General features: G+C 44.2%; 16 protein-coding genes. All 16 read left to right on the plus strand.

Annotated features, from left to right (window positions below):
• Positions 1-61 precede the first annotated feature (61 nt).
• A complete protein-coding gene (locus G504_RS0100170) occupies positions 62-1,810 on the plus strand; it encodes an amidohydrolase (protein ID WP_040443719.1) in 1,749 nt (582 codons plus the stop codon).
• A 75-nt stretch (positions 1,811-1,885) separates the two neighbouring features.
• Positions 1,886-2,815 (plus strand): class A beta-lactamase, encoded by a 930-nt coding sequence (bla, locus tag G504_RS0100175; protein WP_019668100.1) that lies wholly within the window; start codon positions 1,886-1,888, stop codon positions 2,813-2,815.
• Between the two features lie 36 nt (positions 2,816-2,851).
• Positions 2,852-3,838 (plus strand): class A beta-lactamase, encoded by a 987-nt coding sequence (bla, locus tag G504_RS0100180; protein ID WP_019668101.1) that lies wholly within the window; start codon positions 2,852-2,854, stop codon positions 3,836-3,838.
• A gap of 36 nt (positions 3,839-3,874) precedes the next feature.
• Positions 3,875-5,236 (plus strand): metal-dependent hydrolase family protein, encoded by a 1,362-nt coding sequence (locus G504_RS0100185; protein ID WP_019668102.1) that lies wholly within the window; start codon positions 3,875-3,877, stop codon positions 5,234-5,236.
• A 307-nt stretch (positions 5,237-5,543) separates the two neighbouring features.
• Positions 5,544-6,452 carry a hypothetical protein gene (locus G504_RS0100190; protein ID WP_019668103.1) on the plus strand — a complete coding sequence of 303 codons (909 nt, stop codon included), beginning with the start codon at positions 5,544-5,546 and terminating at the stop codon, positions 6,450-6,452.
• A 181-nt stretch (positions 6,453-6,633) separates the two neighbouring features.
• Positions 6,634-6,813, plus strand: a complete 180-nt coding sequence (locus G504_RS19580; protein WP_157472963.1) for a hypothetical protein — start codon at positions 6,634-6,636, stop codon at positions 6,811-6,813.
• A gap of 9 nt (positions 6,814-6,822) precedes the next feature.
• Positions 6,823-8,385 (plus strand): M81 family metallopeptidase, encoded by a 1,563-nt coding sequence (locus G504_RS0100195; protein ID WP_019668104.1) that lies wholly within the window; start codon positions 6,823-6,825, stop codon positions 8,383-8,385.
• A 39-nt stretch (positions 8,386-8,424) separates the two neighbouring features.
• Entirely contained in the window at positions 8,425-9,693 is a 1,269-nt protein-coding gene (locus G504_RS18100; RefSeq protein ID WP_019668105.1) for a serine hydrolase domain-containing protein, read from the plus strand.
• 68 nt (positions 9,694-9,761) lie between these two features.
• Positions 9,762-11,114 carry a metal-dependent hydrolase family protein gene (locus G504_RS0100205; protein WP_019668106.1) on the plus strand — a complete coding sequence of 451 codons (1,353 nt, stop codon included), beginning with the start codon at positions 9,762-9,764 and terminating at the stop codon, positions 11,112-11,114.
• Between the two features lie 56 nt (positions 11,115-11,170).
• Positions 11,171-12,514: a metal-dependent hydrolase family protein gene (locus tag G504_RS0100210; protein WP_019668107.1), complete on the plus strand. Its 1,344-nt coding sequence runs from the start codon at positions 11,171-11,173 to the stop codon at positions 12,512-12,514.
• A gap of 67 nt (positions 12,515-12,581) precedes the next feature.
• Positions 12,582-13,823: a carcinine hydrolase/isopenicillin-N N-acyltransferase family protein gene (locus tag G504_RS0100215; protein ID WP_019668108.1), complete on the plus strand. Its 1,242-nt coding sequence runs from the start codon at positions 12,582-12,584 to the stop codon at positions 13,821-13,823.
• 118 nt (positions 13,824-13,941) lie between these two features.
• Positions 13,942-15,195: a threonine/serine exporter family protein gene (locus tag G504_RS0100220; RefSeq protein WP_019668109.1), complete on the plus strand. Its 1,254-nt coding sequence runs from the start codon at positions 13,942-13,944 to the stop codon at positions 15,193-15,195.
• 38 nt (positions 15,196-15,233) lie between these two features.
• Entirely contained in the window at positions 15,234-15,377 is a 144-nt protein-coding gene (locus G504_RS19585; protein WP_019668110.1) for a hypothetical protein, read from the plus strand.
• Positions 15,378-15,387: 10 nt separating this feature from the next.
• The gene (locus G504_RS0100230) at positions 15,388-15,843 is read left to right on the plus strand and encodes a hypothetical protein (RefSeq protein ID WP_019668111.1); all 456 of its coding nucleotides are present in this window, start codon (positions 15,388-15,390) and stop codon (positions 15,841-15,843) included.
• Positions 15,840-17,117 carry a DcaP family trimeric outer membrane transporter gene (locus tag G504_RS0100235; RefSeq protein ID WP_019668112.1) on the plus strand — a complete coding sequence of 426 codons (1,278 nt, stop codon included), beginning with the start codon at positions 15,840-15,842 and terminating at the stop codon, positions 17,115-17,117. Before G504_RS0100230 ends, G504_RS0100235 begins: the two co-directional genes overlap by 4 nt.
• Before the next feature lie 166 nt (positions 17,118-17,283).
• On the plus strand, positions 17,284-18,762 hold the full coding sequence (gene cls / locus G504_RS0100240; RefSeq protein WP_083930682.1) for a cardiolipin synthase: 1,479 nt from the start codon (positions 17,284-17,286) through the stop codon (positions 18,760-18,762).
• The last annotated feature ends 86 nt before the right edge of the window (positions 18,763-18,848 follow it).

The following is an 18,848-nucleotide window of genomic DNA, read 5'->3' on the forward strand; positions in this document are numbered from 1 at the left end:
CATATGATTATTAAGGCTTAACATGTCGAACTCACGTTAAATATTAGAACATATACTTAAAATGAATAAGATTGTATTTACACTCTTAGGAATCTTATTAATGGCATCTTCTTGTAAAGAAAATGCCAAAAGTAATAAGGAAACTCCTGAGCATTCTACTGAAATAACCCTCTATTATGGTGGTGACATTATTACGATGGAAGGAGAAGAAGCGCAATATGCTGAAGCTGTTGTTAGGGAAAAAGGGGAAATTAGTTTTGTAGGTTCTCTAAAAGAGGCAGAAAAACAATTTCCAAAAGCCAGCAAAATAGATTTGCAAGGCAAAACACTTTTACCTGGATTTATTGATGGACATGGACACCTTTATCTTACAGGTTTTTACAATATGATGGCCAATCTAATGCCTCCGCCAGATGGAAATTGTAATAGTATTCAAGGCGTAGTAGATGAGATGAATTCCTGGAAAGATTCAGAAAAAGGGAAGTTCTTCTTAAACAAGTTTGGATGGCTGATCGGCTTTGGGTATGACGATTCTCAATTGGCAGAAAAAGACCATCCCACAGCAGATGACCTGGACAAAGTAAGCACGGAAGTTCCTGTAATTATTGTACATCAGTCAGGTCATTTGGGGGCGGTGAACCATAAGGCATTGGAAGTTTTTAAAATCACTAAAGATAGTCAGGATCCAGTAGGAGGTCACATCAGAAAAGATGCCGATGGCAATCCGAATGGAATCCTTGAAGAAACCGCATTTCAGCCCTTACAATTGCAAATGTTGCCCAAAATAGACGATGAAACAGATGCTAAAATTGTTGAAAACGGACAAAAAATGTATGCCCAATTTGGGTACACCACTGCACAGGAAGGTGGCGGTGTTACAGGCTTTAACAATTCTTTGAAAAAAGCGGCAGATAACGGAGAACTGTATATAGATTTGGTAAACTACCCGGTCATGGATATGGGCATAGAAGCCATGGACAGTAAGTATTATACCAAAGATCATGGTTACTTGAACCATTATCGTGTAGGCGGGGTAAAATTAGTATTGGATGGGTCACCACAGGGCAAAACGGCATGGCTTACCCAGCCCTATTTAATACCGCCTTCAGGGAAAGACCATCATTATCATGGGTACTCTAAATATACAAAAGAAGATGCGCAAAAATTTATGGATCAGGCTTTTCAAAATCAATGGCAATTATTGGCGCACACCAATGGAGACGCTGCAGTGGATGAATTTCTTTTTGGCATCAAGGAGGCCTTAAAAAATCATGGGTACGATGATCATCGTTCCACCATAATTCATGGCCAGGTGATTCGGAAAGATCAGATCCAACAAATCGCAGATTTAAATGTGCTCGCCTCTGAATATGCTGTTCATACCTTTTATTGGGGAGACTGGCATTTAAACTCCGTGCTGGGTTCACCACGGGCAGAATACATCTCCCCCACCAGAGACCTTATTGATGCGGGCATTAATTTAACCAGTCATTCAGACTGTCCGGTGATACCCCCCAATTCATTAAGAATAATCGATGCCACTACCAACAGGATAACCCGAAGTGGATTGATACTCGGTCCCGGACAACGAACGACGCCTTATGAAGCCTTGCTTTCACAAACGCGTTGGGGCGCTTATCAGTATTTTGAGGAAGACCATAAAGGAACACTCACGGTGGGTAAATTGGCTGATTTTGTGATTTTAGACCAAAACCCCTTAAAAATTGACCCCATGAAGATTCATACCATAAAAGTAGTAGAAACCATCAAAGAAGGGAAACAGGTCTATGAAAATAATGAATCCAATTAATCCTTTTCATAAATCATGAAAATCAAATGAGCATAAAGAAATAAACTCAATTATTAATATTTAAAAACAAAAATCATGAAAGAAACAAAAACAGTATCTGCTGACAAAAGTATTGCTCAGAAGATTGAAAAACTTACGGAGGGGCTGGTTGGCCGTATTGGTGTGGCTGCACAGGAACTTAGTTCAGGGCTGAATGTCAGCATAAATGGCGATGAAAACTTTGCAATGGCGAGTGCTTATAAAATAGCGATTGCCGCGAAAGTGATGGATCTCGTGGACAAGGGGGAACTAAGTCTCGACCAAATGGTCGAGGTCCCACAAGATATGTATGTCGCCGGCGTAGTTGCGATTGCCGAGAGATTCCCCTATTCCGGCGTCCAGTTCTCGTTAGCGAACTTGATATATCCGATGATCACAGAGAGTGACAACACGGCGACCGACGTCTGTTTGCAGCTGGCAGGTGGGCCAACAGCGGTGACCGAGAACCTGCGCAGGCTCGGGATCACCGACTTCAGGGTCGATAGGTCTGTCCGCGAAATTCTCATGGATTTCTACAGCCTGCCAGAGGTCAACCCAGAAGCTATCGTTGAAGCCATAAGCAAGAACCCGGCACTGGTGCCGGCCCAGGTTGATCCCAATCCGAACTTCGAGGCGGATCCCCGCGACCACACAACGCCCAATGCGTACCTGCAACTCCTGCTTGCCATCGACGGTGGCACGGCGATGAGCCCGAAAAGCCGCGAGTTCCTGCTGGGCGTCATGTCGCGCACGCGCACCGGCGCTGGCCGACTCAAGGGGCTGTTGCCGAAGGGAACGCCGGTAGCGCACAAGACCGGAACCTTAGGCGGAGTTGCCAACGACGTTGGCTATATCACGCTCCCTGACGGTCGACAATTTGCCATCGCTGTGTTCACAAACAGCAGTAAGACGCCCGCTTCGGACAGAGAACGGGCTATTGCGGAAGTTGCCCGAGCTTTATATGACTTTTATTATCTCCAGTCATAAGGCAAACTCAATTATTAAAATTGAAAAACAATATTCATGAAAAAACACATTGCACTACTATTTACAGTAATAATCTCGTTATTATTCACAATTCAACCGGCATTAGGTCAGGAACAAAATATGAAAGAAGTTTCTCAGAAGATTGAGAAACTTACGGAGGGGCTGGTTGGCCGCATTGGTGTGGCCGCACAGGAAATCGGCGGCGACGAGGTCATAGCGGTCAATGGTGATGAGACCTTCGCCATGGCCAGCACCTACAAGGTGGCGATCGCCACGACCGTGCTGGATCGCGTAGACAAAGGGGAACTCAGTCTAGACCAAATGGTCGACGTCCCGCAAGATATGTATGTCGCTGGCACAGTTGCGATTGCCGAAAGATTCCCCTACTCCGGGGTCCAGTTCTCGTTAGCGAACTTGATATATGCGATGATCACAGAGAGTGACAACACGGCGACCGACGTCTGTTTGCGGCTGGCAGGTGGACCAGCAGCGGTGACCGAGAACCTTCGCAGGCTCGGGATTAAAGATTTCAGGGTCGACCGGTCTGTCCGCGAGATTCTCATGGATTTCTACGACTTGCCAGCGGTCACCCCGGAAGCTGTCGTTGAGGCCATCGGCAAGAACCCGGCACTAGTGGCGGCCCAGGTTGATCCTAATCCGGACTTCGAGGCGGATCCCCGCGACCACACAACGCCCAATGCATATCTGAAACTCCTACTTGCCATAGAGGGTGGTAAGGCGATGAGCCCGAAAAGCCGCGAGTTCCTGCTAGGCGTCATGTCGCGCACGCGCACTGGCGCTGGCCGACTAAGGGGAATGTTGCCGAAGGGAACGCCCGTAGCGCACAAGACCGGAACCTTAGGCGGAGTTGCCAACGACGTTGGCTATATCACGCTGCCTGACGGTCGACGATTTGCTATCGCCGTGTTCACAAACAGCAGTAAGACGCCCGATTCGGACAGAGAACGGGCTATTGCGGAAGTTGCCCGAGCTTTATATGACTTTTATTATCTCCAGTCATAAGGCAAACTCAATTATTAAAATTGAAAAACAATATTCATGAAAAAACACATTGTACTATTAATTACTGTTATAATCTCGTCATTAGTTGCAGTTCAACCGGCATTAGCTCAGGCACAGCAACAGTCGCCGACGCTCGTGCTTATCAGCAACGTGAATATCTTCGACGGAAAAACCGAAACACTCCAAAAGGACATGCATGTCCTGGTTGAAGGAAACCTCATCAAGCAAATTTCCAAAGAGCCCTTGATGGTCATACAAACCGATAATGTGACCATTATTGATGGAGGAGGTCGTACGCTAATGCCTGGACTAATTGACGCCCACTGGCACTCGTTGCTTGCGACGCTTTCTCTGGCTGAGTTGATGACAAATGATCTGGCCTACATGAGTTTGAAAGGGGCTATAGCGAACGAGGGTGCTTTGATGAGAGGGTTTACCACGGTCCGCGATATTGGTGGTAATGTTTTTTCAATAAAGAAGGCGACTGATGAAGGAATTATAAACGGACCACGCATCTACCCTTCTGGTGCGGTTATTTCCCAGACTTCGGGTCATGGGGACTATCGTTCACCTTTGACTGTGCCTGAGAATCCTGGTCAACCTCTGGATTATCTTCAGCAATCGGGTATGGGGATAATAGCTGACGGGGTGCCCGCGGTAATTAAGCGGTCGCGAGAAATCTTGCGCCAGGGTGCGTCCCAGCTCAAAGTGATGGCTGGTGGCGGGGTGTCATCAAACTTCGACCCCTTAGATGTAACCCAATACACCTTTGCTGAAATGAGTGCCCTTGTGGAGGTCGCCAACACTTGGAATACCTACATCGCGGTCCATGCCTTTACGGACACGGCTGTCAAACAAGCCTTGGAAGCAGGTGTGAAGAGTATTGAGCACGGACACCTGTTGGGTGAAGACGTAATCAAACTCATGGCAGAAAAAGGTGCATGGCTAAGCATGCAACCCATTCTCGATGATGAGGATGCTATTTCCTTTCCTGAAGGCTCGGCCAATAGAGCCAAATTTATAACTGTGACTGAGGGCACAGACAAAGTTTACGGATATGCCAAGAAACACGGCGTAAAAATCGCCTGGGGTACAGACACGCTTTTCGATGAGGTACTGGCGGCAAAACAAGGCAAGCAATTAGCCAAGATGAAGCGTTGGTTCACGCATTTTGAAGTGCTGAAAATGGCAACCCACGACAATGCCGAGCTCATAAAGATGTGCGGACCACGAGACCCTTATCCAGGGGAGCTGGGTGTGGTTAGAGAGGGAGCATTAGCAGACTTAATTTTAGTGGATGGAAATCCATTAGAAAACCTTGACCTGGTTGCCGATCCAGAGAAAAACTTCCTAATCATCATGAAGGACGGGAAGATCTACAAAAACACGCTTAAATAGAAAAGAACGATGAAACAAAACAATGTACTACTATTTACTGTAATAATTTCGTTTGAGTAAACATACAGAACAGAACAAAGATTAGTATTAGAGCACAACTTAAAAGAAATTTAAAATGAGAAAACAAGATAGAATTAACGACATGCTTTACATGGAAAGGCGCATGTGAAAACTAATAAATGATTACAAAATTTGACGACCTGAGAAAGGCCTTTAAATGTAAGTTTAGAATGAGCCAGAGCCAAAATACTGCATTGGAAAAATTAATCGTAATAGTGATAAATAATTAACTTAAAAAAACACACAAATGAAAATAAAATTTTTAAAAAAAATAGGATTGATTTGCCTTGGCCTTGCCACTTTTGTGATGAGTGCTCAAGATGATGATGAAACTTTGGGTGAAGAAGAGTCAGACATAGCGGCACAATTAGCTAATCCTAACACCGTTTTGGGTACCATGAATTTTAATTTTGATTATGTAAATTTTCAGGGAGATTTGCCTGATGCGGGAAGCCAAAATAGTTTTACCATAGGTTTTCAACCGATCCTTCCGATACCATTAAATGAGACGATGAATCTTTTCGTAAGACCTCAAATTCCTCTTATTGTTACGCAACCAACATTTGGGGCGAATGGGTTTGAAAATCAGGGATTCAATCTGGGAAATATCAGCGCTGATGTTGCGGTAGGAAAAACATTTCCATCAAAAACAATTGGAGTAATTGGTGCATTTGGTAGTTTTCGTACGGCAACCAATGATGCCTTAAGATCAAATTATACCTTATTAGGTCCAGAGTTGATGGTTGCTCAAATATTTAATTGGGGTGTAGCTGGAATATTGGTAAATCACGCATGGAGTGTTAATAACCTTGATGCAGATCCGGATAGTTTTACAATTCTTGCTGACGATATGTGGGTTACAGCTGCCGGAGGCGAATCTGCAAGTATTACTGCTGGGCAATATTTTTATGTTGTTAATTTAACAAATGGCTGGCAGATTCAAGGTTCGCCAACATATTCCTATAACCACAAAGCGGAAAAAGGAAATAAATTAACACTACCTATTGGTACTGGTGTGACTAAAGTGATGATTTTTGGTAAAATGCCTGTAAAGTTTAACCTACAATATTGGTATTATGTGGCATCACCAGAGGTATTTGGTCCACAACATCAAATACGTTTTACTGTTTCGCCTGTTGTTCCATTACCCTGGTAATTTTAATTACCCCAATCCTGGCTGTTGGATTAAGCACTGTATTAGTAAATGGCGTTTTGGTTGTAAAACAAAGCAAACTGGATACTAATGCCGCACCAGGACAAGCTATTCGAAGATCGGCTTCAAAACAATAAATAAGTAAGCATATAATGAAATTAATCATTGAAAACAGATGAAAACTATGAAACACAATTTCCTAATTCTATTTGTTTTCCTGGTGTCGTTCTCATACGGTCAACAGAAAAGAACTTCAAACGTCACCTATGATCTCGTCGTTTTAAACGGGCGCGTAATGGATCCCGATAAAAACTTCGTTGTCATCATGAAGGACGGCAAAATCTACAAAAACACGCTTAAATAGAAAAGAACGATGAAAAAGTCAAAAAAATTAAGAGTCTCCTATGTTGGGTTTTTCCATGAAACCAACACCTACCTCACCGAAGGCATGGGAGAAACCACGCTCGACAGAATGCGCACTTTCCGAGGCGATGAGATCATGCAGTTGAAAGGAACTGCCATTGGCGGGCCAGTGGATGTGTGCGAGGAAAAAGGCTGGGAGCTGCTTCCGGGTGTCCTGTTCTATATAGACTGGTGCTTTAGTACGGTGAGCGATCAGTGTTGGAAAGATGCGAAAAAGGAGATGATGGACACGCTGAAATCACAGTTGCCGATGGACATCGTCTACCTTTCTGTTCACGGTGCAGGTATGGTAAATAGCACACACGATCTTGAAGGAGATTTAGCGGAGTCGGTCAGAGCCCTGGTCGGAAAGGACACGATGATCGTCTGGTCGGGCGACCTGCATGGCAAGATCACAGATAAAATGAAGGACAACATGAATTTCTTCAGTACCTGCAAAGAATATCCTCATATGGATATGAATGTCTGCGCGCGTGATGCCATGTATCGTGGCGCTGCGATCCTGGCAGGAGAATCTCATCCCACCCCGGCCTATCGCAGAGTGCCAGTGATGATGCCGGTGAGTAATACCGAACAGGAGGGCACCTTTGCAAATCGACTGAAAGAAAAGTGCATTGAAATTGAAAAGCGGCCCGGCGTGTTGAACTGCTCTGTGATGCATGGCTTTCCATACCAGGACAGTGATTTTTGTGGCATGTACCCGATGGCTACTACCGAAAATAACCCCAAGCTGGCACAAGAACTGGTGGACGAACTGACGCAGTGGATCTGGGAACACCGTGAAGAGTCTGTCATCTCATTAGACCCTTTGGATAAAACGATAAACACTGCACTGGCTATGCTCGAGAAGGACGGCCACTATGTTCGTAAATTGCCAACGAAAGGCGATGTCATCGACCATACCCCTATTGTGATTGGGGACGCTGCGGATAACCCGGGTGGCGGAGCCGGAGGTGGTGGCACCCATCTGCTGAAGGCCCTTATGGAGACCAAAGGCCTGGGGAAAGTCGCTTTCATGTCCATACACGATCCGGAAACCGCGAAGGCCGCAGTCGCTGCCGGTGTAGGAGCGACAATCGATGTGAACCTCGGTGGAAAATTTGAGCCATTGGCAGGCCCACCGATCAAGACCAAAGCCTATGTCAAGTCGATTTCGGATGGGAATGAGACCGTTCGCGGAGGGACCGCTTTCAACGGCCCATACGAACTTGGTCCTACTGTTAGGTTGGTCATCGAAGCGGTGAATACGGTGGATGTTATCGTCATATCCGGTCTATGCCAGACCTATGATGATACACAAGGGAGACCACATGGCATCATCATTCAGGAATATGACGTCATTGGTGTCAAAAGCGGGATGCACTTCCGGGCATTCTATGAAAACTTCACCGACAAATTACTGATCGCTGATGTTCCCGGAACCACTAGTCGCGACATCACTATTTTCGAACATACCAAGCTAAAGACTCCTATCTATCCGCTGGACGCCAATACTACTTTTAATATAAAGTAATAAGACAAATATTCATTTAATCATTAAATATTAATCAAAATGAGTAAACAAGACAGAATAAACGAGATGCTAAACTTAGTAACTCCTATGAACAAATGGAAAAAGCCTCAATCAGCTGATTTTGTTGATGCTGCTACAAAACGATATAGTTTTCCAAACTGGCAATCAGGAAGCGAAGATTCCATTTATTATAATTTACATATCCCGGAATTTTTTAAATGTGCTGTGGTACCAGCACCAACTAAAAAGAGTATTGTAGAACGAGATCTTAATCCTGATTTATTGGATTTAACTTTTACCGCATTAGATGGCACTACTACGCCTACTTTAAAAGAATATTTAGGTGGAAAACGTCAGGTGCAGGCTATGATGATGGCGCATAAAGGAAAAGTAGTCTTTGAAACGTATCCCGGAATGAATCCAAATGACATACACATATGGATGTCGGCAGCTAAACCAACGGTGGGTTTGTTGATTATGCTGCTGGCTGAAGATGGTAAAATAGACCTTGAAAAACCAATGCCTACCTATGTACCCAGGTTAAGAGGTACTGCATGGGAAAAGGTAAGTGTGAAAAATGCATTGAACATGTCATCCGGACTTGATATTGAAGAAACCGGGGAGAATCTTATGAATCCTGATACGTGGATTGCGAAGTGGTTTACAGCTGCTTTTGAAGAAGGGAAAGGTGATTGGGCGGCAATGGCTCAAGATGCACAACCTTTACCAAATGAATCTGCAGGTGACCGTTTCAGATACTCTGGTGCTAACACAATGATGCTGGTTCTTGCAACTGAACATGTAACAGGTATGAGATGGCAAGAATACTTTAATGAACGTGTATGGTCTAAAATAGGCGCGAACGGTCAGTTTATTTGTGGACTTGCAGAGGGCGTGCCATTAGCTGCAGGTCTTCACAATTGTACCCCGGAAGATTTTCTTCGCTTTGCATTAATATATACACCAAGTTGGAATGCAGTAGCAAGCGAAAAGATTATTTCAGATGACTTACTTAAATCCATTCAAGATCTTGGAAACCATAAAGCCTACAAAGGATCTACAGAAGAGCAGTATGGTTCAGACTGGTTTGGAGAAGTTCCGGAAAAAAATACAGCACAATGGGATCATTATTTTCCTGATGGAGGCATGTTCAAACATGGAAATATGGGTCAAGGGATCTACGTAGATCCGAAGCGTGACTTTTGTGGAATATACTTTGGCTTAGCACCAAATCCAGATGAAATTTCAGGAATCGATCATTCTCCCGGGTATTTAAGAGCTGCAGCAAAAAAGTTAGCAGGGAAATAATAAACCAGTAACGAAGAGGGCCCTGCCCGTAAGCAGAGCCCTTTTAAAGATCTTTAAAACAGAAAATTATGAAAAACTTAAAAATGAAACTCCTAGCCACAGCAATCGCCTTCATTGGGTGGTGTTCTGTAGCTATTGCACAGGACAAGCCAAAACAAATTACACTTTTTACCAATGTACAGGTATTTGATGGCCTATCCGATAAACGGTTCAAGTCGGATGTTTTGGTTGAAGGAAACATCATCAAACAAATATCTAAAGAACCTTTGATGGTTGCGCAAACCGATAATGTGACCATCATAAACGGTGAAGGGCGCACGCTGATGCCTGGCCTTACAGATGCTCATTGGCACAGCATGGGGGCCTATATGACTGGGGACCCGTTTGCGGCCGGTGCGGGCAGACTGAATCTCGTGGCGGTCCATGGGGCAGAAAAGACGCTTATGCGGGGCTTTACCACAGTGAGAGACGTGGGCGGCCCTGTATTTGATGTAAAGGCGGTAATCGACGAGGGTCTGTTCGTTGGCCCCCGGATCTACGCTGCGGGTTCGATGATCTCGCAAACGTCTGGACATGGCGATTTCCGTAGCCCGATTGATATCCCTCAAAGCTATTCACGAGAGCTTACTCCGCAAGAAAGGATGGGTACGGTTGCGATCGCAGACGGCAGGGCGCAAGTTATGCAGCGCGTGCGCGAGAACCTGATGCATGGAGCGGCCTTTATCAAGCTCATGGGCGGTGGAGGTGTTGCTTCACCTTCGGATCCACTCGACGTTTCGCAATACACCATCGAGGAAATCGCTGCAGCCGTTGAAGTCGCGGAGAACTGGGGCACCTATGTGACTGTTCACTCCTATACCGCGAAGGCGATCCAGAACGCAATCCGAGGCGGTGTCCGTAATGTAGAGCACGGCCAGTTGATTGACGAGGAAACAGCAAAACTTATGCAGGAGACGAATACTTCAGTTTGCCTGCAGCCCTTCTACAACGATGAGGATGCCATCCCAATGCCTCCAGGTTCATTTCAGGAAAAAAAATACCAGCAACTAATCTCAGGAACCGATAATGCCTTCGCGTTAGCAAAAAAATATGACTTGCTCTTCGGGTTTGGGACAGATACACAGGGTAATCCGGCGCTCGCAGAGCGTCAGGGGGCTCAGTTGGCGAAGCTCGTCCGCTATTTCGAGCCGTGGGAAGTGCTGAAGATTGCGACCAGCCAGAACTATCAGATCATGAAGCGTTCCGGGCCTCGCGATCCCTATCCCGGCGAGAACGGTGTGGTTAAAGAAGGTGCTTTAGCCGACCTGCTTTTGGTGGACGGAAATCCTCTGGAGGACATTGACCTCATTGCCGATCCGCATAAAAACTTCGTTATCATCATGAAAGACGGCGTGATCTACAAAAATTCAATAAATAAATAGGAGAGGGCTCTGCCTGTAAAGCGGATCTCTTTCAAACAGCTTTAAAACAGAAAGTTATGAAAAACTTAAAAATGAAACTACTAGCTACAGCAATCGCCTTGATTGGATGGTTTTCCGTAGCTATTGCACAGGACAATCCTGCGCAAACCTTGATTACCAATGTCAACATCTTTGACGGAGTGAATGAAAAAATGATTGAAAATGCCAATGTCTTAATAGAGGGTAATTTGATTAAAACAATCTCTACAAGCTCAATTAAGGCTAAGGGTGCAACAGTAATCGACGGCGGTGGGCGTACACTGATGCCTGGGCTGATCGATAGCCATGTCCATCTCGGTTTTGCGACGCTGCCGGCGGTGGACTTCCTGACGGGCGATCCCAACTACAACGCAATCAAATCAACAAAGGATGCCGAGGCTATGCTGATGCGCGGCATCACTGCGGTGCGCGACATGGGCGGCAATGTCTTCGGGCTCAAGCGGGCCATCGATGAGGGCCTTTTGGCGGGGCCCCGCATCTATCCATCGGGCGGTCCCTTGAGCCAGACGGCCGGGCATTTCGATTTCCGCTTTCCCAACGAGAAGCACCCCCGGTTCGGCGGTGACATAACGCCGCTTTATGAACAGGGGATGGGCTATCTCGTCGACGGCGTGCCCGAAGTACTGGCCGCGACGCGTGACAACCTCAGCAACGGCGCGTCGCAGATCAAGCTCATGACGGGCGGTGGCTATGCGTCTCCCGCCGATCCGCTACTCGGTAATCAGTTTACCTTCGAAGAAATCAAAGCGGCGGTCGACGCGGCGGCCGATTGGCAGACCTACGTTACCATCCATGCGTACCATCCCAGTTCGATCAACCGCGCCATCGACGCCGGAGTGAAGGATGTCGGACACGGGCAACTGCTAGATGAAGCCACGCTGCGCCGCATGGCAAAGGAAGGCGTGTTTCTGAGCACCCAGCCCTTTACTGTCTGCAGCGAGCCACAACTCTCCGACTTCTCAAATGCGAAGCTCGCGGAGGTCTGCAAGGGAACGGCCTTTGTCTACAAAACAGCCAAGACCATTCCGGAACTCAAGCTCACCTATGGCACCGACATGTTCAACCTGCCAGAGGATGTCTTTGCCGAGCAGGTACAACAGATGGAGCGGCTGTTGCAGTGGTATGAGCCTGTCGAGATCCTGAAGATGGCGACGGGCAATGCAGGTGATCTTCTTGCGATGAGTGGCCTGCGAAACCCCTATCAGGAGGGCACGCTCGGCACCGTGGTAGAGGGTGGTTATGCCGACCTTCTGCTAGTCGATGGCAATCCGCTTGACGACTTGGGGGCGGTAACAGACGCCAATAACCTGAAAATCATTATGAAAGACGGCGTGATCTACAAAAATTCAATCAATAAATAGAAGAGGGCTCTGCCCGTAAAGCGGAGCTCTTCTAAACAACTTTACAATAACTTTAAAACAGAAAATTATGGCAATTTTAAAAAACGAACCGATTTATCCTTTTACAGAAGGAAACTATGCAAAACCACATCATATCATTATAGCTGGTAGCGAGGAGGAAATAGGCTATGAATTAGCTACGCTCGCCAAAGAAAAATATGACTGTACCCTCGAGAAATATGATAACCCCATCTATGGTGAGGCAAGAAGGGAATTTTTCAAGCGCAACTGGCCGGCAATGAACGAACGCGCTAAGGGCGTTAGTCGTGCATATGGCCTGTCAGCGGATGATAATGAATACGACACCACTGCGCTACCTTACGACGTTTATGACTGTGTCAGAGGTGAATCAATCAGTGGGTCATTCAGCGCATGCTCAGGTCTCGTGCTGCCCATAGAGAAAAGTGATACTAAAAAAGGAGTATTTACAGCTCGTAATCACGACTTATTTCCGCTGCCAACATGGAGCACCCTTTTTGGTAAAAAGGGACCTGAAGGTGCACATGGATGTGAAGAAAGAGCCAATGTAATTGAGTTTCGACCTGACAAAGGATACAAAAGTATATTAGTTGGTGGTCATGACATATTAACGCCATTTATTGATGGTATTAATGAGAAAGGACTCTATTTTACAACCTTCGCAGACTCGCATGGAGTTGGTGCAGGCGGTGCACCTATGGCCGGAGGTAGAATAAATGGATTGTCAGATGTTCAACTTGGTGCTTACCTTCTCAGCAATTGTGCTACAGTTGAGGACGCCAAAAAAGCAATCCTGACAACTCGTGTCATGCAAGTAGGTATGTGTATTCATATGCTCATTGCTGATGGTGATGGAAATGCCACCGTTTTCGAGATCGACAAAACATCCCAGGCTTATGTATTTACGGATCGAAAACCAGGAGAGCCATTATTCTGTACAAATCATCCAATAGCTTTGTATACTGATTCCAGTAAATTCCCTGCTTACAGTGAGGAAGCAGAACACAATACTTTTTATCGGATGAATCTTTTGGACAAAACCTATGCAGATATGAAGGCTCCGTTTAAAAAATCGGATGCGAAAGATTTGGTCGATGTTGTCCACTGCGCCTTTGTCGATGACAAGAAGGCTGAGGCGGCGTTTGAGGAACGCACGCTGATCAATACCAATTGTGACTTGTCCAAGCCCGAAATTACCGTCCGCTTCTACCTCGGGGATGATGGGCCGGTGCCTGGCACTAACCACATGAAGACCCGCATGAGTGAGCCTTTTACCTTTGGTTTTGACTAAATGGCGACAGGCTGCATTCGTGCCGTAGCTAAAATGCTCCATGGAGAATAAACTGAATAAAAATCAATAAACAAAAAAGGGCTCTACAAAGAGTAGAGCCCTTTAATAAATAATTTGAATGAAAGAATCAAAATTGTCTGAAGGCTCAAAGGTTTCCTTTGACGATGCCTGGGTTTTTATCCTTAAGGTAGGCGTTGCAGCACATAAATACGGCTCTACGGCAACCAGGTTAGAATCTTTTTTAACCAGCCTGGCCAAAAGCTTTGGCTATCAGGGTGAATTTAATTCTACTCCTGTAGAAATTAGGTTTGGCTTGCGGGAAACGCCGGATTCTCAAGAGCGTGTTGAAGTCATGGCCACACCGCCTCCGGATATGGATTTAGACAAACTCGCCCGACTTGGCGATGTGTTAAACAATATTAAAGCCGGGACTCTATCTATTAATGATGCTGACCGACGCATTGATGCCATAGACCAAGTACCCCCGCCCTGGGGCAAATTTGCCAGTATGCTCGGGTATTTATTTGTCGGATTTGGGCTAGCCCCGCTTTTTGGTGCGGGTTGGATGGATACGCTATTCGCATCGCTATTTAGCATCCTTGTTTATGGATTGGTATTATTATCGGCCCGCATTGGTGGTTGGGCTATGAATTGGATGCCACTTACAACCGCAATGATCACAGGCTTTCTTGCAATGATGGTTAAGCATTGGGTTCCCAGTTTAAATCTGGTTGTGGTAATCCTTTCTGCAATTGCTATTATTCTTCCGGGTTTCTCCATCAGTCTGGGTGCTGGCGAGCTAGTGTCGAAACGCGTAAAATCAGGCATGTACAACTTGAAGAGTGGCTTAATTACGCTCATTAAACAAATTGCAGGTGCAATTATTGGATTGGCTATTGCCAGTGTATTTGTAACCGCAACCATAACAGCTGTACATCCACAAGCTCCCGTAGACCAAAAGTGGATGCTGTTGTATTTTCCGTTGCTACTGATAGGATTGGCCTTTGCATTTCAAGTTTCGCGTAGAGATTTACCATGGGCGGTGCTTATATCTGCCCTTGCATTTTTAGGTGTTGAAGCAGGAAGTTCGATAATGAATGCCAACCTGGGTAATTTACTAGGGACAATTATTGCGGTAGTCGTTTCCAACATATGGGCACGTAAAACGGACCGACCAACTTCTATTGTGCTTATTCCCGCCATTGTAATGCTGGTGAGTGGTACTATTGGTTTTCGCGGTTTAGCAACAATGGCAAGTGGCGATATGGTGCTCGGGGCACACCAGTTTTCACAGATGTTCATTGTTGCACTAACTATTATGGCAGGAATATTTATTGGTTTCTTCATTATTCGACCTCAACCAAGTTTGTAATGACAAGATTTAAATCAAACCTAAAAAACCTAGATTAGATGAAAAGAATACAGTGTAAATCAGTATTAATCTGTTTCTTTGGACTGCTTACTTTCTCTGTAAAAGCACAAGAGGAAGAGCCACTAAAAAAATCGAACCAGGATATTTCTAAAGGGCTGGCCAACCTTTACCTTGGTAGCTAACTATAACCTAATGGGCACAAAACGTAAATTCATAACACAATTTGCAGACAATCGAATAAAACGGTCTAACCTAATTATTCGTATAACTATGCTGGTTATGATTGTAATTGTGTTTTATGACTCGTACGTTTTTAGAACCCCCTTATATTATGTAATCTTTGCTTGGGTTGGTGCTATTGTAGGCAAATTGTTCTTTTTTTCACACAAAGTTCAGGTCAACGAAGAAAATCTGGAACTTAAGTTAACAACAAATCGCGGCAGTATTGTTTTGTTGTTGTTGCTGATCGTTGTGCGTTTTATCATCGGCAGGCGTGTGTTAGAATCGTTCCATGTCATAGAAATATCAGATGCGTTGTACCTCTTTTTTATCGGAATTTATTATACCAAGTGGAAAGTAATTATTAACCAAATAGATGAATTGTATTATCAGGTTTTAGCTAATCTCAACAAAAACAAAAAACAATGAAAAAACTTAACTTCTTTTTAGCAGTGCTGGGCACTTGCGCATTTTTGCCCACTTTCGGGCAACAATGGCAAGCAGGAGATTCGATTAAGACCGTTCAAAAAGATACAGCACGTATTGATCAGTTTAGAGGCAATACCTTGAATTATACAGGGCAGGATTTAGTAGATGATTCCTTTCCTAAATCGTGGCCAATTTTTGGCACTAAAACCAGAATGGCTATTGGAGGTTATGCCAGGGTAGATTATATCCAGGATTTTGACGGAGGCTATGATCGTTTTCAATATGAAATTCAGAATGTTCCTGTGGAAGGAGATGGAAGACCGGCACAAAGTGGTTATGTAAATATACATGCCAGAGAGTCTCGTATAAACTTTGATATAAGAACTATTACTGAAAAAGGCATGCCAATGCAAGTTTTTTTAGAATTAGACTTTTTCAATCTCGATCGTGGTCCTTTTAACCAGGCGCCAAGGTTAAGACATTTTTATGGTGTTGTAGGGCGTTTATTAATTGGACGTACTTGGGGAACTGGGTCTGATTTATATGCAGTACCTGCTACTGTTGATTTTGCTTCAGGCGATGCTTTAACAGGAACCAGAAGAGCTCAAATAAGATTTGAAGATGCTATAAATGATAAATTTAAATATGCCGTTGGTTTGGAAATGTTGGAATTTCCAGGGGTTGACGGTCGAGATTTTGAAGGTCAAGCCAGCCAGAGTTTACCACTTTTAGTGGGTAGAATTACGAAATCAACAAAAGCAGGAGGTCGCTTATTTTTAGGAGCATCTTTATTTCAATTGAGATGGGACGGCGAAGAGGTAATCCCGAATTCTACAGCCGTTGGTTGGGGATTTAGTTTTAGCGGTCGTGAATATTTTGGAGATAAAAAACATTGGTTTAGATGGATGGCTTCTTATGGTCAAGGGTTTGGTAGTCAAATTGTAGCTACTGTTGGCACTCAAAGTTCTGCAGTTTTGAATGACGATGGTAAACTTGAAACAATGCCTGCCTGGAATCTAGGTGCAGGTGTATGCTTTAATCTTTCTAAAACATTGGCAACTAGTTTAAATTTAAACTACTATTCAATAGACCCATCTGAATTCAGAGATGGACAAAAAATGAAAGGTGGTAGTTCAGGACATTTAAACCTCATTTGGTCACCTATAAAAAATATAAATACAGGGGTTGAATTTATGGTTTTAGAACGTGTAAATGTTGATGATAACTCTGGTGTTGGAAGAAGACTTCAATTTATGGTTAAATACCTGTTTTGATTACCTTAGGGCTTGAAGATGAAATTGCGGATATTCTAACTGTTGTTTGTAAATGATTTACGGCGAAGCATAAATAAATTATCGATTGGTAGAAGGCATATGAAGAATCGGAATTAAGAGCTGACCTTACTATATCAATTAATCGTATAATAAAAAACTCCTTCATATGATGTTGTTAAATAGCTCATTACCGGCCTTTATGAATTATATACTTGCTACTGCGTACGGATTGTTGCTGGCTTATACCATTATCAGGATATTGCTCGATACGCACTCTACAGCTAAGGCTCTTGGCTACATACTACTTGTCTTAATACTGCCATTAATGGGTATGCTTATCTATTTTTCGTTCGGTATCAATTACAGGCATAAAAAGAGTAACAAAAAAAGAACAATAGCACTTGATGAGTTTACAAAATCTTTCAAAGGAAGTGTGCCGGATGACACAAAAGAACTCTTAAAAAAATATGCCGGTTCGCTGGATAAATACTACGATTTAATTCACTTCATTTATTCCCTTGGCAGTGAAAAGCTCAGTGTTAATGAATTTAAACTCTTGACCAACGGGGAGGAGAAATTTCCGGAAGTGCTTAAAACACTTGAGACGGCTAAGCACTTTATTCATATGGAATACTACGCCTGGGAAAACGACACTCGTGGAAATCAGATCAAGGATGTTCTTTTAAGAAAAATAAAAGAAGGTGTAAAGGTCAGAATCATGTACGATGATTATGCAAGCCGTAAAATGAAGCACAACATTGTTAGGCAACTAAAGGCAGGTGGTGCTGAAATTTACCCGGTTATTAAAATTAAACTGGTGGCTATTGCCAACAGGGTAAACCACCGTGATCACCGCAAGGTGATAATCATGGACGGCCATACCGGATTTGTGGGCGGCATTAATGTTTCGGATCGTTATGATAATTCAATTGACACCGGCTTGTATTGGCGCGATACCCATGTAAAGATCATGGGAGGTACCGTTCATAACTTGCAACGTCATTTTATTGTGAACTGGAATGTGTGTCAGCCAAACAAACTATCGGTAAGTAATGAGCTTTTTCCTGAGGTAAAAGAAATAGCGGACAAGGGTGAGGTGCAACTTGCCCAGATAGTGGCGGGAGGGCCGTTGTACCCATTATCGCCCATTATGTTGTCGTATTTCAAAATATTCACGGTAGCGAAAGAAAAACTTTATATGACCAATCCTTATTTTATCCCAAATGACAGCATTTTGGATGCACTTAAACAAGCAGCGCTCAGTGGTGTTGATGTACGGATATTGATGCCCGAAAAATCCGATTCGGCTGTTGTGGGCGCTGCTTCAAAGTTTTACTACGAAGAATTACTCCAGGCCGGGGTAAAAATATTCCTTTATAAAAAAGGATTTGTACATGCCAAGACCGTGGTTGCCGATGGTGATTTAAGTGTGGTGGGTTCTGCCAATATGGATATCCGCAGCTTCGACCTCAACTTTGAGATCATGTCAGTGATCTATGGGGCACCATTTGCTAAACAACTTGAAGGGGCATTTCTGAACGATATGAAGGAATGTAAGGAATTATCCTATGAAAGCTGGATAAAACAGAGCACCTTCAGGAAGTTGACATATGCTGCTGCTCGTTTAGTGTCATCTTTTCTATAGAAATAAACTGTCTGAAAAGATATTTTACTCTTGTCATATCGCTGGCCATATGAAGGAGAGGCAGACAATCTTACATGATCATTTTT

Source organism: Eudoraea adriatica DSM 19308, from assembly GCF_000382125.1.
GTDB lineage: Bacteria > Bacteroidota > Bacteroidia > Flavobacteriales > Flavobacteriaceae > Eudoraea > Eudoraea adriatica.

Coding starts and splice junctions, on each gene's coding strand:
- G504_RS0100170 (WP_040443719.1), top strand. CDS start 62: ATGAATAAGATTGTATTTACACTCTTAGGAATCTTATTAATGGCATCT.
- bla (WP_019668100.1), top strand. CDS start 1,886: ATGAAAGAAACAAAAACAGTATCTGCTGACAAAAGTATTGCTCAGAAG.
- bla (WP_019668101.1), top strand. CDS start 2,852: ATGAAAAAACACATTGCACTACTATTTACAGTAATAATCTCGTTATTA.
- G504_RS0100185 (WP_019668102.1), top strand. CDS start 3,875: ATGAAAAAACACATTGTACTATTAATTACTGTTATAATCTCGTCATTA.
- G504_RS0100190 (WP_019668103.1), top strand. CDS start 5,544: ATGAAAATAAAATTTTTAAAAAAAATAGGATTGATTTGCCTTGGCCTT.
- G504_RS19580 (WP_157472963.1), top strand. CDS start 6,634: ATGAAACACAATTTCCTAATTCTATTTGTTTTCCTGGTGTCGTTCTCA.
- G504_RS0100195 (WP_019668104.1), top strand. CDS start 6,823: ATGAAAAAGTCAAAAAAATTAAGAGTCTCCTATGTTGGGTTTTTCCAT.
- G504_RS18100 (WP_019668105.1), top strand. CDS start 8,425: ATGAGTAAACAAGACAGAATAAACGAGATGCTAAACTTAGTAACTCCT.
- G504_RS0100205 (WP_019668106.1), top strand. CDS start 9,762: ATGAAAAACTTAAAAATGAAACTCCTAGCCACAGCAATCGCCTTCATT.
- G504_RS0100210 (WP_019668107.1), top strand. CDS start 11,171: ATGAAAAACTTAAAAATGAAACTACTAGCTACAGCAATCGCCTTGATT.
- G504_RS0100215 (WP_019668108.1), top strand. CDS start 12,582: ATGGCAATTTTAAAAAACGAACCGATTTATCCTTTTACAGAAGGAAAC.
- G504_RS0100220 (WP_019668109.1), top strand. CDS start 13,942: ATGAAAGAATCAAAATTGTCTGAAGGCTCAAAGGTTTCCTTTGACGAT.
- G504_RS19585 (WP_019668110.1), top strand. CDS start 15,234: ATGAAAAGAATACAGTGTAAATCAGTATTAATCTGTTTCTTTGGACTG.
- G504_RS0100230 (WP_019668111.1), top strand. CDS start 15,388: ATGGGCACAAAACGTAAATTCATAACACAATTTGCAGACAATCGAATA.
- G504_RS0100235 (WP_019668112.1), top strand. CDS start 15,840: ATGAAAAAACTTAACTTCTTTTTAGCAGTGCTGGGCACTTGCGCATTT.
- cls (WP_083930682.1), top strand. CDS start 17,284: ATGATGTTGTTAAATAGCTCATTACCGGCCTTTATGAATTATATACTT.